The organism is Acinetobacter sp. LF10, assembly GCF_048585715.1.
GTDB lineage: Bacteria > Pseudomonadota > Gammaproteobacteria > Pseudomonadales > Moraxellaceae > Acinetobacter.
Genome location: NZ_CP184160.1, coordinates 2,808,716 through 2,822,718 on the forward strand (window position 1 = coordinate 2,808,716; position 14,003 = coordinate 2,822,718).

Below are 14,003 nucleotides of genomic sequence, written 5' to 3' on the forward strand. Positions count from 1 at the left end.
TGCTTTTTTTATGATGAAAAAAATCGCTTTAATTTATATGGGTGGGACGTTTGGTTGCGTTGGTGAACCATTGATGCCGATGCCAGAACAGGATTTTCTACCTTTACTAGCTAAGATCATTCCACATCATTTACAGGTCGAATGTTTCGCTGCGCCTAGTATCAAAGACAGTAGTGCCTGCACCGCAACGGATTGGCTAAAGTTGGTACAACAAATCCAGCAATTGCAACTCAATGGTTTTCAACATTTTGTCATTATTCATGGGACAGACACTTTAAGTTACGCTGCAGCAACACTTGCTCGTTTCTTGGGACATTCTTGTCATGCCATCATTACAGGTAGCCAATATCCATTATTGAATGTTGAAGGCAATGATACCCGTGAATTTACAGATGCCACAGGCAACCTATATTTGGCATTAGAGCAAGTCCTCTCTTTGCCAACTGGTGTTTATCTGGCATTCCATGAACAAGTTTTTCACGCACAAACGACCTTAAAAGCACATACCACTGAGTTGGATGCTTTCGTCGGTGTTAAAGCAGATCAAAGTTGTCAAACCACAGCAGATTTTCTTGTTGTTCAAAATGAATATATTCAGCAAGCAACTGAACTCAGCATCTTAAATTTGATGTTGCAGCCGATTGCAAAAGAACAACTCATTCTACAGTTAAAAAATATTCTGCTTAACCCACCAAATTTCTTGATTCTACAAGGATTTGGCACAGGCAATATTGCAGTAAATGACGAAATTCTGATGTTGTTTGAGCAACTGTATCAAAAAAAATGTCTGCCTATTATCAGCACCCAAGTGACCTTTGGGCAACTAGATCAACGTTATGCCGTCAGTTCATGGATTCAATCTGCCAAAGTTTTAATCAATGATTGCCATAGCCATGCTGATTTATATGCAAAAGTCTTGCAAATCTATTTAAAATATCCGAGCCACGAACAATGGTTCGCGAATTGGCATCAGCATTAATATTTGAGGTTAAAACATGCAACGTTATGCAATCGGTATTGAATTTTGTGGCACGCAATACCGTGGTTGGCAAACTCAGCAGGCTGGTGTTGTAACTGTTCAAGAAACCATCGAGAAAGTGCTGAGCCGTATTGCCAATGAGCCCATTATTTTGCATGGTGCTGGCCGTACGGATGCGGGTGTGCATGCAACCAATATGGTGGCTCATTTCGACACCGAAGCCATTCGCCCAGAACAAGGTTGGATTCGTGGTGCCAATAGTCAACTTCCAAAAGATATTTCAATTCAATGGATTAAACGCATGGATGAGAATTTCCATGCACGGTTCAAAGCGATTGCTCGACGTTATCGCTATGTCGTCTATAACGCACCCACCCGTCCTGCACTATTGTATAAACAAGTCACTCATCTTTATCAAAAATTAGATGTACCGAAGATGATTGTCGCTGCATCCAAATTTGAGGGAACGCATAACTTTGAGACTTTCCGAGCTGCTGCATGTCAATCCAACCAACCCATACGTCATGTAAAACACTGTCGTCTATTTGAACATGGACGCTATTTAGTATTAGATATTCAAGCCGATGGATTTTTACATCATATGGTACGGAATATCATGGGATGCCTGCTTGAGATTGGGCAAGGTATGTACGATATTGATCATATCGATACCATGTTTGCCGCAGAAGACCGTACCGCTGCAGGCATTACCGCCCCACCTGATGGTTTATATTTTATTCAGTCCTATTATCCTGATGAGTTTGATTTACCACAGCTGCCTTTAGGTCCCCAATGGTTAAATCTGCCTAAATAAAAAAAGCCTTATCGAGAGATAAGGCTTTTTTCTTAGAAAAATTAGCGCTGTTTACGCTTACGATATTCGACAGGGGTTTCATTCGTCCAACGCTTAAATGCACGATAGAACGTACTTGGTTCAGAAAAACCCGTTAAATACACAATTCTTTCTACACTTTCATTGGTATTCGCCAATAATTTCTTCGCTAGACGGCAACGATAATCTGAAAGGATTTGCTGGAAGCTCGTATTCGCCTCGCTAAGCTGTGTTCTTAAGCGGCGTGGCGTGATGCTTAATTGAGCTGCAACTGTTTCTAACGTAGTTTCACCACTTTCTAAAGTTGAACCAATCGCGCGGCGAACTTCACCAACCAAATCATACCGCGCAAGCTCTTGTAGTTTCTCAATCGCTAGTTGTTCATGTAATTGTAATAGTTCTGGTTCAGCTTGCCACAAGGGGTAATCAAGCACTGCCACATCAAAATAAAGACGTGTCGCTTTTTGTCCTAAACTAACAGGACAACCATATACTCGGAAATATTCATCATCATCAGCACCATCACTAAAATTAAAGTCGATGTAAATTGGCTGAAACTGACCTTCAGTAATAAATTTAAAGAAACGTAAGATGCCTGACATAGCACATTCAGAGAAATGGCGATTGACTAAATTATCTGACCAAAACTGTTCACCGTTGGTGAGATAACAACGACCATCTTCAACTACGAGTTTTGCATCAAAAGCATCACTGATCAGACGCTGATAAGCTAAAGCTCGTTTCAGGCCCTCACCAAATGTTTCACTACTAATAAATAGATGCTCAATCACCTGACCACGATAGAGTGGTAAATGCTCACCTAAATGCAATCCAATATCAGGATCATTGCTGACTTCCTGTGCAGCAATCCAAAATGCATTTTGCGCACTTAATGGCGTTCTGGCATTGGTATCAATTTGATTTAGCGCTACCCCTGCTTTTGTTAGAATCTCTTCAGTTGGCAATCCTGCTTTACGAATTGCCTGATAACCAAAGCGCAATACAACTGATGCATCTGTTAACTGACCCACTCAGTGCCCTTCCCTGTAGATACGTTCTTGTAACAATAACAACAATTTTAGATTAACGTTGATTGACCAAACTGACAACAATATTCTGCTTCTTTTGTTAAAAAAAATTGTCAATTGTCCGACAGTTTTTATGAATAAAGATCTAAAAGGTTTACATACGCTTCACCTTGTAAAATTCAAATAAATTGACTATAATTTGCCCCTTTCCAATTTGATCATCAGGTAGGCTATGGCCAATAAAGAGGAACTCATTGAGTTCGAAGGCGTTGTCACCGAAACGCTTCCTAATACGATGTTCCGTGTACGTTTAGAAAACGGTCACGAAGTTATTGCTCACATTTCTGGTAAAATGCGCAAACACTATATCCGTATTTTGACGGGCGACAGTGTAAAAGTAGAAATGACACCTTATGACTTAACAAAGGGTCGTATCACTTATCGCGCGCGCTAAGAGATTCGTGAATGCAAAAAAGCCACATTTTGTTTGTGGCTTTTTTTATGCTTGATTCTTATTACTCACTCAAACGTGTTGTTTTACACCCTACCGTTTGACACTCACGCAATCTTTCCTCTAACCAATGATTACGCTCTTGTGTCGTCGTAAGTCTACATTGCACGCTTACGCTATTTTTTTGATCATCAGTACATTCTGCATCTCGATGATGAATCCATGCGAGCTGAGACTTTTTAAGAATCTTTTGTTGTGTCTCATCGAGTTGGTGACGTAATTGCTGGTAATTTTTATTTAAATCAGCATCAGCACTCGCATAAATTTTATTCGTGCAATAAATATCATCATACGTATTGCGTGCCTTATCACAATTATCTGCATGACTGAATGTTGCTAAAATGCCACACATCAGTCCAAATATAAATTTGTGCATCAAGTTTTCTCAATCGCTTAATATGCTATCTATCTAAGCATATTTGAACTCAATTGAATATTGCCTAAAAATAGACTAGTTTGTATATTTTTATCAATTCACACAAATGAACTCGACACCAACATAATTTAAGGATTGAATAAAAATAGATGAGAGGATAAGGATTGATCAAAATTAAAATTTAAGTATTTGTTATTTATAATTATATTATCTTTATAAGCATGTACCACAGCATACCAAAATCGAACCAGCCTACCTGATTATTTACAACTTTTTATTGGGCAATCTGCAACCATAATCCAACAGCAGTTCGATTTAAAACCTCTAGGTTTTCAGACTATCGCCCAACCAATCAAACAAAGCAATCAGCTGATTTACACTGTCATTCACCCAATTCCTATTGCTCAATCGGCTGAACTTAGTGTTCAAAATATACCAATTCAAAGTGCTGGCAATACAGATAGTACTTATGATCTCAATTTAAAATGTCACATCATTTTTGAGCTAGACCAACAGCAAATTGCTCACTCTATTCGCTATGAAGGCAAGGCTTGTTAGTTCGCCCATATACATTAAGTTATAAAAAAACGCAGCCTAAGCTGCGTTTTTAATTGGCTATAATTCTTAGTTAAGTGCTGAAACTACAGCTTCGCCCATAGCATCTGTACCAACTTTTGTCATGCCTTCAGACATAATATCCGCTGTACGTAAACCTTGATCTAATACTTGACCTACAGCATCTTCAATTGCTTTTGCTGCAGTTTCTTCACGGAAGGTATAACGTAACATCATCGCAACTGAAAGAATAGTTGCCAATGGATTAGCAACATTTTGACCAGCAATATCTGGTGCAGAACCATGACATGGCTCATACATGCCTTTGCCATTTTCATCTAAAGATGCAGAAGGCAACATGCCGATCGAACCTGTCAACATTGCTGCTTCATCCGATAAGATATCACCAAATAAATTACCTGTAACGATCACATCAAACTGCTTTGGTGCACGCACTAACTGCATCGCAGCATTGTCAACATACATATGTGAGAGTTGAATATTTGAATATTGTGCTTGCTGTAAATCAGTAACCGTTTGCTTCCACAATTCAGTCACTTCCAATACATTGGCTTTATCAACCGAGCATACTTTGCCACCGCGCAAGCCTGCTAGCTCGAATGCAACTTTGGCGATACGCTTGATTTCACTTTCAGAATAAACGTCGGTGTTATAACCTTGTTTCTCACCATTTTCTAATTCACGAATACCACGTGGTTGGCCAAAATAGATCCCCCCTGTTAATTCACGAACAATGAGGATATCCAAACCAGCAACGATTTCTGGCTTCAAACTTGAAGCATCAGCCAATTGCGGATAAAGAATCGCAGGACGTAGATTAGCAAATAAGTTCAATTCACTACGAATTTTCAATAAACCACGTTCTGGACGAATCGAACGTTCAATGGTATCCCACTTAGGACCACCAACCGCACCCAATAAAATAGCATCTGCATTTTTTGCTTGTTCGCTTGTTACAGTTGGATACGGTTCACCGTGAGCATCAATTGCTGCACCACCCAGTAAACCTTGTTCCCATGTCAAACCTAAATTAAATTTTTGATTCACCTTAGTTAGTACTTGCTCAGCTGCACCAACAATCTCAGGACCGATACCATCGCCTGCTAAAATTAAAATATGTTTAGACATTTATTCTTCCAGTTTCATATATGCAGCGTTCATACTGCAAGCCGATTAAATTTTTTTCTCAACAAACTCACCCAAACCTGTGCTCACATCATATGGGCGACAGAATCGACGAATCGTATGCTGTTCTTGTTGCAAATCTACACATAAAGGTTCAGGTATAGAAACATTGAGTAAACTACCCGAACGATATGCACGGTCTCGGTACATTTTAAAGGTATAGCTTTGATGCGGCTTGAACGCATGAATCACATGGAAGGTTTCAGCTCGGTCTGGTGAAATAGGATAAAAGCGAATGACTACTTCATATTGTTTGGCTGGGACATTTAAGTAGACTTGTTGATTTCTACTAAAAACCGAACCATGCAATCGTACAATCCCTCGCTCCATCGCCTGTTGGCTAATACGGTGCGATTTGGCATCGATCACGGCAATATCATTGATTCGTTCAAACTCACAATTTTCGACGCCAGAACAATACAAAGTTGCATTTTCCGCTTTATTGCCTACTGTATTTTGGGCAATACGAACCTGATCAACCATATTCGTAGAATTCTGACATGCGGTTAATGTCATACCAACACCTAAACACAGCAAAATACTGCGAGCGAGTCTTCTTTTCATTGTTCAAGCCCAGTCCTATATCATGCAAACATGCAAGCGAATATATCTACTCGCATGTTAACAAGACTTCCATGTCTGCGCTATGGCTATATTTAAAATGTACTAAAACATTAAGCTATGCTTATATTGATGAAATATAAATAAAACTTAAGCTTCTATCTCTTGAAACACCCAAGGACGTACTTGTTTTGCCTTGGCTTCAAAAGCGCGAATATCATCTGCCACTTGTAAAGTTAAGCCAATATCATCCAAACCATTTAATAAGCAGTGCTTACGGAATGGGTCAATTTCAAATTTAAATGCTTCACCTGTTGGCGTGCGCACTTCTTGTGCTTCTAAATCAATCGTAAGCTGATAGCCGTCTTCAGCACATTCTTTGAATAACTGATCCACGATCTCTTCAGATAAGATCACAGGCAACATGCCATTTTTAAAGCAGTTATTAAAGAAAATATCTGCAAAGCTTGGAGCAATCACCGTACGGAAACCATACTCATTCAAAGCCCAAGGTGCATGCTCACGGCTAGAGCCACAACCAAAGTTCGTGCGTGCCAATAAAATCGTTGAACCTTGATAACGCGGTTTATTCAACACAAATTCACGGTTAATTGGACGTTTGCTAATATCTTGCCCTAAATAGCCTTCATCTAAATAACGCAATTCATCAAATAAGTTATCGCCAAAACCTGTGCGTTTAATTGACTTCAAAAACTGCTTTGGAATGATTAAGTCGGTATCAACATTGGCACGATCTAAAGGTGCAACAATACCTTGTTCTACAGTGTATTTTTTCATGATCTTGCTCCTTTAGAATGAACGTACATCAACAAAATGACCTGCAATTGCAGCCGCTGCAGCCATTGCTGGGCTCACTAAATGTGTACGACCACCGTTACCCTGACGACCTTCAAAATTACGATTCGAAGTAGATGCACAATGTTCACCTGGTTGTAATTTATCAGCGTTCATTGCTAAGCACATCGAACAACCCGGTTCGCGCCATTCAAAACCTGCTTCTAAGAAAATTTGATCCAAACCTTCTTGTTCAGCTTGTTGCTTCACCAAACCTGAACCCGGGACAATCATCGCCTGTTTAATACTAGATGCAACTTTACGCCCTTTCACGACATCTGCCGCAGCACGAATATCTTCGATACGAGAATTGGTACATGAACCAATAAAGACACGATCCAATTGAATATCAGACAATGCTTGACCAGCAGTTAAACCCATATATTGATAAGCACGTGTCCAGTCATTACGTTGCACATCATCTTTGGCTTGTTCTAAAGTTGGTACAGCTTGTGAAACTGGAATCACCATTTCAGGAGAAGTTCCCCAAGACACTTGTGGTTCAATCTCTGCACCATTTAAGACGACAACCGCATCAAATACTGCATCTTCATCCGAATGTAAGGTATTCCAGTATTCTACGGCTTGATCCCACTGCTCACCTTTCGGTGCATAGTTACGATCTTTCACATAAGCAATGGTTTTGTCATCAACAGCAACCATACCTACGCGAGCACCCGCTTCGATTGCCATGTTACATACGGTCATACGACCTTCAATCGACATATCACGGAACACTTGACCGCCAAACTCGATGGCATAGCCTGTACCACCAGCTGTTCCAATCTTGCCAATAATCGCCAACACTACATCTTTCGATGTCACGCCATTGCCTAACACGCCATCAACACGAACCAACATGTTTTTTGATTTTTTCTGTACTAAACACTGCGTTGCCAACACATGCTCAACTTCAGAAGTTCCAATACCATGCGCTAAACAACCAAAAGCACCATGTGTCGCAGTGTGTGAATCGCCACATACCACGGTCATACCCGGCAAAGTTAAACCCTGCTCTGGCCCTACCACGTGGGCGATACCTTGACGAATATCATTAATACCAAATTCAGTGATATTAAAGGTCTTACAGTTATCATCTAAAGTTTGAACTTGGATACGAGACGTATCATCTTCGATTCCAGCAATGCCTTGCTCACGCTCTTTTTTAGAAGTTGGAACGTTATGGTCAGGTGTTGCGACATTGGCACTTAAACGCCATGGCTGACGATCAGCAAGTTGTAAGCCTTCAAATGCTTGAGGACTAGTCACTTCATGTAATAAATGACGATCAATATAAATCAAGCTTGAACCATCATCACGTTGCTTAACTAAATGGTCATCCCACAATTTGTCATATAATGTCTTGCCTGCCATGTCGTCGCTCTCCAACGTGCTTGTCATAGGACTGGGTAACTAAATCTTAAATTTATTATAGCAATGCTTTCACATAAATCTAATTTATCATTTTTATTAGTTATCAAACTTTTTGGAATGATTTTATTGATAAATTTTAATGTGCTTTATATAGATCAACCATTAGATAAAATGCACATGCGTCTATAATAACTCATAAAAATAGTTAACCCCGAAATAACTAACTTTGTATAATCCTTCAGAAATTTATAAAACAACTTACGCTTTCAGGATACAAAATCAATGCAAAAACTTATACTCCCATCTTTTCTTATATTTGTAGCCCTATCGACTGGATGTGCAAGCACCCAAACTCAAAAACTTAATATAAATGCTGTAAAAGCATCAAATCCCACATCCGTGATTATCTCTAAACGAGAGAAACCATATTTCTTAGCAACTACGGCATTAAATGTACAGTTTGGTCTTCTTGGAGTAGCTGCTCAGATATCTAGTGGCAATAAGATCATTAATGAAAATCAAGTAGAAGATCCTGCGATCTATATCGCCAATGAACTAGCAAAAACACTAGAGAATCAGCTAGGAATAACGCATATCACAACAAGCACATCTATGACGAATACGAATAATGTTAAAACACTTGCTGAACAATACAAAGGTGCAGATATTTTATTAGATGTTCAAACAACCTACTGGCAGTCTATTTACTACACTTCAGATTGGAATAACTATCGAGTTTTATACGCTGCAAAACTAAGACTAATTGATACCAAAAGTCAAAAAGTCCTTGCTGAGAGCAGTTGTTCAAAAAACCAAGATGACAAAAAAAATTCACCATCTTATGACCAGTTAATTGCAAATAATGCTGCTGTATTAAAAGCTGCACTTAAATCACATGCAGATGAATGTATCAGCGAGTTTAAAACAAATGCTTTAAGCTCAATCTAAAATTTCATATTAAAACTAACCCAAAACACGCGTTTGGGTTAGCCTGTTACAAGTAGAATTAAATTTTCCTTAATATAAATGGTTTTCCATATTCATTTTTTATAAGACGACTCAACAAGGAATTGCTAAATATGGGTATTTATAAATATTACCTCTCTTGATGCATTCGTAAAAGTCATGGAAACAGGTTTGATCTCCATTACAACAGAAAAACTGTTTATTCCCCAGTTTACGGTTACTAAACGTATTCATAGTTTAGAAGCATACTCTGGTGCAAAATTATTTGAATCTGCAAGTCTAGGCACGTAATCCACTCTCTATTGCCTAATAGGTAAAGTTTAACAGAATAAACAAGGTGAAATTCAGCTTATCCACTCTCCCACTTCAAATGAAAGATCTAATCTTTCACCATAAGTATTTAGTGACTCATCTCGTTATTTATAAATCCAATCATCATAAATCGAAATTTCCTTTTTACATTTCAAATGATAATGATTATTATTTATATAAATAAAATTTATTTGGTGAGCATCATGTCAAACATCCAGCAATTTGTACTCAACAATCAACGAACGTTAAAGAAAACCTTGAGTTACTATATTCTCCATATTAGTGTTGCCATGTTGGTCGCCTATGCCATTACAGGAAACTTGCTCATGTCTGCAACCTTGAGCTTACTTGAACCGACCGTACAGGCATTTGCTTTTTTCTTCCATGAAAAGATTTGGAATCGTTTTTAGTTGAATCTCACTCAATAACGACTTACCTTAAATTTTAGAATGCTCTTGGATAAATCAATATGAATCTCGCTGCTTTTGAAGCATTTGTCAAAGTCATGGAAACCAGTTCAATTTCTTTAGCAGCTGAACAACTTTTTATTACTCAACCTGCGGTAACCAAACGCATTCATACGCTTGAAGAATATTTTGGAGTAAAACTATTTGAATCCGCAGGACGCGGTATTCAACCGACCCATGCAGCACATTCTTTATTACCGAAAGTGAGAACATGGCTCAATGAACTGGGCGAAATTCACCATACTCTCAGCCATGAGCAGAATCAGGTACAGGGTCGTTTAAAAATTGGGACGAGCCATCATATTGGACTACATCATTTGGCAGAACCATTGAAGAACTTTGTGCAATGTTTTCCACAAGTCAGGTTAGATGTGCATTTCGTTGATTCAGAGCAAGCCCATGAACTAGTTTTAGCAGGTGAACTCGAATTGGCATTTTTAACTTTGCCGCCAGTTGGAGATGATCGCCTCAACTATTTGACAATATGGAATGACCCTTTGGTTTTTGTCGCATCACCCTTTCATCCATTGGCTCAACAAACACAACTCACATTAGAAGATTTAATCGCTTATCCAAGCCTCTTACCCGCCGCACATACCTATACCAGTCAGATCACATTGGCTGAATTTGAAAAAAAAGGCTTAAAACCTAAAATCAGCATGAGCAACAATCCTTTAGAATCAATCAGGATGTTAGTTTCTATTGGTTTAGGTTGGTCGGTATTACCTAAAACATTGGTGAATCAAGATTTAAAACAACTTGATCTGAATCTCGATATGCAACGCCAACTGGGTATGGTGTGGCATCCTGCACGGATTCAATCTAAAGCGGCGGAAGAATTAATTAATATGATGCAACTTGGCTAGGCTAGCTAAAGCTAAGTTAATCACCGCCTCCGCCACAACTGCTACAGCTACTGCCACAACTGGATGAAGATGATGATTGATCTTGCATATATTTTGCAAAATCTTTGGTCATTTGCGCCAGTTCAAACGATTGTCCATTTTCCCAACCCAACACCTGATCAACCGTAAATAGTCGTGGCAATTGCATTGTATTGCTTGGATTATATCCATGTAACATACAGCTATATTTCCAAGCTTCAAATAATTGCTTTGCTTGTTCTTCTGGTCTCGTTGTTCCGTCATAAGGGCTATGATTCAACGTTCGACCTATGGTTTGCTCACATAATTGCTGATATTGGATCGGATATTGCAACATCACATGCCATAAAGCATCGACTGCATGTGATGGCATGGCATAGGCTTGTTTTTGCATCACATGTAATGCTAAGTAATCTTTAAATCCAAGTTCAATCAGTCGACGTTGTTTTAAGCTCAGTTCGGGATACTGTTGTTTTAATTTATTCCAAAACATCGGATCAATTTTGAGTTGCTCAATCCTCTCTAATTTGTCTCGTCTCGTTCGAGCAATTAGCGCCTGATTCACAACAATCACGGTCCAAATGAATGGAATTAACACCCAAGCCGTAAAAAATTGCTGTTGCCAGCTATACATGACCAATAAGACTAAGATGGGTAACATGATCCAGCGTGTTTTGATCGTAGGTTGCTGGCGTTTTAATTTGAGTAATGCATCAAGCATATTGGAAGTCTGTTCTTCCTGATTTGTTTTTATTTTCATACTGTCATCTTAAGAACAAAAGATGACAGTTATATGACATTAAAACCTCCCAATAATTATGGGAGGCATCGATGATATAGATTATCCTATTTTTAACAAACGGCGAATTTGTTGCGTCACTTGATCCACATCTAATTGCTGATTTGGAAGTGTCATTGTCAATAGCTGATCTGAACGCAAGGTTCGATCCACTTCTAACATCACATGCGTTTGATGTGCTTCTGCAACAAATGACACTTCAACCTCATTAAAGCCACTAAAAAGATGTGAAGAAACAAACTCTAATTCTTGGTAGCAACCAATCGTTGATCGAAAATTACGTGCCGTGAGTTGTCCTTTTTCTACATCTACACTCGATAAGACAAAGCCACATTGTTGCATTGCTTGTAAAAACACTTGCATGGTTGGTGTTGGTAACACGCTTAAATAATCACGATCAGTTGCATCTAGTCCCCAATCAACATCCATATGTGTATTGATCCAAACGCGAGTCCCATTACGGCGACAAGATACCTCTGTTATCGGCGTCTCCTCAGGTAACTGCATCGTAAATGGAATATGATGGGATTGATGTGCAGCTAATAAAAAATTTGAACTGATTAACCACTGATCCAAGATCAAAGGCTGATTAAATTCATGATCTCCTGACTCAACTTCGGCGATGGTCATCAATTGTAAATACAAACTATTGATTTCTTTATCAGATGAGCCGCCTTTAAAACTAATTTCCCCTTCTAATGTTCCACCCGCTTGTAAAGTTGGATTATGCAAACGTGTTTCCACAGTCACACCTTGCACACCCAAACCTGACATAATTTTATTAAACATCTTCTTAAACCTTTTAAATTATTTCGATAAATCTATAACTGGCTACTTATTTTTAAAGTGCTTCATCCCCAGCGATTTGAAGCTTGCCATCTGCTATCTCGTTCATAAATTGCTGATAATCATTCAAATTGCGCTCTGCATATTGTGTTGCATACTGTTGTAAGACTTCTACAATGGTGCTTCCCTCACCGAGATAACCCATCAAAACATCAGCATTTCCTGCTTTTGCATGCGCATGCGCTAAAGCTAAGCCACAACTTTCGGCATATTCATAAAAATAGTCATCATCCATATCCGCTAAATCAACTGAGATTTTCATATCACGGAGCTGACGCACATGGAAATGTTTTTCTAAGGTAGAAAAACCGAGGAAAATGTCGCTTGCCGCTTGCATCAACTGCTGACCATGTATGACACGCTCACCTTCATGTTTCACTTTTTCAAGGAATAAAGGGCTCAAGATTGAAGGATTAGCTTCTTTCATTTGCAAGATCAAAGGCTCTCGATCTGCATCCTGAAATAAAGCAATCGCCGATCGTGTTCCAACACTCCCCACCCCAACCACTTTGAGTGCAACGTCTGTACGTTGATAACGATCAAGTAAAATTTGTCGATCAAATTTCAATGAATCTCGATAACATGAAAAGAATTGATCAAGATTGTGGGCAAAAGGTTCATTTGTCTGAGGGTGCCATAAAAGTGGTTTGTCATCAATAAAATGCCTAAAACCTGTATCCTCATTTTTTTCAGTTAACTTTGGCAAAACCGAATGTGCATTTCTCTTTTGTGCTGAATCAAGATGCTTCTCTCTTTTCTTTCTGAGCTTTCGGCATTCCGTATTCTCTAGTAATGTCGTGGCATCGACCTTGTCATACCAAACTTGTAGCGGTGATAATTCAGTATTTTGCAGTAGATGTTGGCGATAACTATTCAGCATGGTTTTAATGGCTTTTAAACCCACTTTATCAGCAAGATCAATATCACGTGCTGCAATCACAAAACTGGTTGCTAAACGTTTTAAATCCCACTCAAATGGCGCAACTAAAGTTTCGTCAAAATCATTAATTCCAAATAACAGATTACGTTCAGGGCTAGCAAAACCACCAAAATTGCTTAAATGACAATCCCCACAAATTTGCTGGAATAAACCTGAGTTAAACTGCTCCCATGCTTGATCAAACAACATTAAAGAAGGCATACCACGATAATAGGTAAATGGAGAAACACTCATACGCTTGGCACGAATTGGTTTAAGTTGCTCTAAACGTCCTTGGTTACTCCAATCATAGATATTTAAAGCCGTTAGACCTTTAGGTCGTTGCGATAGTTGTGACAACTGTTCACGTGAAACTTTTTGACGTTGCGCTTTTCCTAATTTAAAACCTTCGGTTTTTGTCAGTAACTTACCTTGATAACTATGCCGAGTAAGATCGATGCAGTCTTCTGTCCAAAGTTGTTTTGGCAGTTTAATTTGTTGTTTTTTCATAACACCCCCGACATAAATTCAGT

At 38.9% G+C, this 14,003-nt stretch carries 15 protein-coding genes and 2 pseudogenes; 8 read left to right on the forward strand and 9 right to left on the reverse strand.

Annotated features, from left to right (window positions below):
- Positions 1-10 precede the first annotated feature (10 nt).
- The gene (locus ACN19N_RS13495) at positions 11-979 is read left to right on the forward strand and encodes an asparaginase domain-containing protein (protein ID WP_420001552.1); all 969 of its coding nucleotides are present in this window, start codon (positions 11-13) and stop codon (positions 977-979) included.
- A 16-nt stretch (positions 980-995) separates the two neighbouring features.
- On the forward strand, positions 996-1,793 hold the full coding sequence (truA, locus tag ACN19N_RS13500) for a tRNA pseudouridine(38-40) synthase TruA (RefSeq protein WP_293741550.1): 798 nt from the start codon (positions 996-998) through the stop codon (positions 1,791-1,793).
- Positions 1,794-1,834: 41 nt separating this feature from the next.
- On the opposite strand, the gene ACN19N_RS13505 is transcribed toward truA, so the two are convergent.
- Entirely contained in the window at positions 1,835-2,842 is a 1,008-nt protein-coding gene (locus ACN19N_RS13505; RefSeq protein WP_004659105.1) for an AraC family transcriptional regulator, read from the reverse strand.
- Positions 2,843-3,071: 229 nt separating this feature from the next.
- On the opposite strand from ACN19N_RS13505, the gene infA reads away from it, so the two are divergent.
- On the forward strand, positions 3,072-3,293 hold the full coding sequence (gene infA, locus ACN19N_RS13510) for a translation initiation factor IF-1 (RefSeq protein ID WP_001284370.1): 222 nt from the start codon (positions 3,072-3,074) through the stop codon (positions 3,291-3,293).
- A 61-nt stretch (positions 3,294-3,354) separates the two neighbouring features.
- On the opposite strand, the gene ACN19N_RS13515 is transcribed toward infA, so the two are convergent.
- The gene (locus tag ACN19N_RS13515) at positions 3,355-3,726 is read right to left on the reverse strand and encodes a lysozyme inhibitor LprI family protein (protein ID WP_420001553.1); all 372 of its coding nucleotides are present in this window, start codon (positions 3,724-3,726) and stop codon (positions 3,355-3,357) included.
- A 189-nt stretch (positions 3,727-3,915) separates the two neighbouring features.
- Here ACN19N_RS13515 and ACN19N_RS13520 point away from each other — a divergent pair.
- Positions 3,916-4,284: pseudogene (locus tag ACN19N_RS13520) on the forward strand (hypothetical protein).
- A 66-nt stretch (positions 4,285-4,350) separates the two neighbouring features.
- Here ACN19N_RS13520 and leuB read toward each other — a convergent pair.
- The 4 genes from leuB to leuC form a co-directional block, all read right to left on the reverse strand.
- Positions 4,351-5,430 carry a 3-isopropylmalate dehydrogenase gene (gene leuB, locus ACN19N_RS13525; protein ID WP_420001554.1) on the reverse strand — a complete coding sequence of 360 codons (1,080 nt, stop codon included), beginning with the start codon at positions 5,428-5,430 and terminating at the stop codon, positions 4,351-4,353.
- Between the two features lie 45 nt (positions 5,431-5,475).
- A complete protein-coding gene (locus tag ACN19N_RS13530; RefSeq protein WP_269228909.1) occupies positions 5,476-6,051 on the reverse strand; it encodes a hypothetical protein in 576 nt (191 codons plus the stop codon).
- Between the two features lie 147 nt (positions 6,052-6,198).
- Positions 6,199-6,846, reverse strand: a complete 648-nt coding sequence (leuD, locus tag ACN19N_RS13535) for a 3-isopropylmalate dehydratase small subunit (RefSeq protein ID WP_420001555.1) — start codon at positions 6,844-6,846, stop codon at positions 6,199-6,201.
- 12 nt (positions 6,847-6,858) lie between these two features.
- Positions 6,859-8,277 carry a 3-isopropylmalate dehydratase large subunit gene (gene leuC / locus ACN19N_RS13540; protein WP_420001556.1) on the reverse strand — a complete coding sequence of 473 codons (1,419 nt, stop codon included), beginning with the start codon at positions 8,275-8,277 and terminating at the stop codon, positions 6,859-6,861.
- Positions 8,278-8,559: 282 nt separating this feature from the next.
- On the opposite strand from leuC, the gene ACN19N_RS13545 reads away from it, so the two are divergent.
- The 4 genes and pseudogenes from ACN19N_RS13545 (at position 8,560) to ACN19N_RS13560 (ending at position 10,888) form a co-directional block, all read left to right on the forward strand.
- The gene (locus ACN19N_RS13545; protein ID WP_269228912.1) at positions 8,560-9,225 is read left to right on the forward strand and encodes a hypothetical protein; all 666 of its coding nucleotides are present in this window, start codon (positions 8,560-8,562) and stop codon (positions 9,223-9,225) included.
- Positions 9,226-9,402: 177 nt separating this feature from the next.
- A pseudogene (locus ACN19N_RS13550) lies at positions 9,403-9,528 on the forward strand (helix-turn-helix domain-containing protein); the annotation flags it as partial.
- Between the two features lie 230 nt (positions 9,529-9,758).
- Positions 9,759-9,965, forward strand: a complete 207-nt coding sequence (locus ACN19N_RS13555) for a DUF2061 domain-containing protein (protein ID WP_018677362.1) — start codon at positions 9,759-9,761, stop codon at positions 9,963-9,965.
- Between the two features lie 59 nt (positions 9,966-10,024).
- The gene (locus ACN19N_RS13560) at positions 10,025-10,888 is read left to right on the forward strand and encodes a LysR family transcriptional regulator (protein WP_420001557.1); all 864 of its coding nucleotides are present in this window, start codon (positions 10,025-10,027) and stop codon (positions 10,886-10,888) included.
- A 16-nt stretch (positions 10,889-10,904) separates the two neighbouring features.
- Here the strand turns inward: ACN19N_RS13560 and ACN19N_RS13565 are convergent, their stop codons facing one another.
- The 3 genes from ACN19N_RS13565 to ACN19N_RS13575 form a co-directional block, all read right to left on the reverse strand.
- Positions 10,905-11,666, reverse strand: coding sequence for a hypothetical protein (locus ACN19N_RS13565; RefSeq protein WP_420001558.1), 762 nt, complete (start codon positions 11,664-11,666; stop codon positions 10,905-10,907).
- Positions 11,667-11,747: 81 nt separating this feature from the next.
- A complete protein-coding gene (locus ACN19N_RS13570; protein WP_018677365.1) occupies positions 11,748-12,494 on the reverse strand; it encodes a sporulation protein in 747 nt (248 codons plus the stop codon).
- 52 nt (positions 12,495-12,546) lie between these two features.
- Positions 12,547-13,980 carry a DUF2252 domain-containing protein gene (locus ACN19N_RS13575; protein WP_420001559.1) on the reverse strand — a complete coding sequence of 478 codons (1,434 nt, stop codon included), beginning with the start codon at positions 13,978-13,980 and terminating at the stop codon, positions 12,547-12,549.
- Positions 13,981-14,003: the final 23 nt, after the last annotated feature.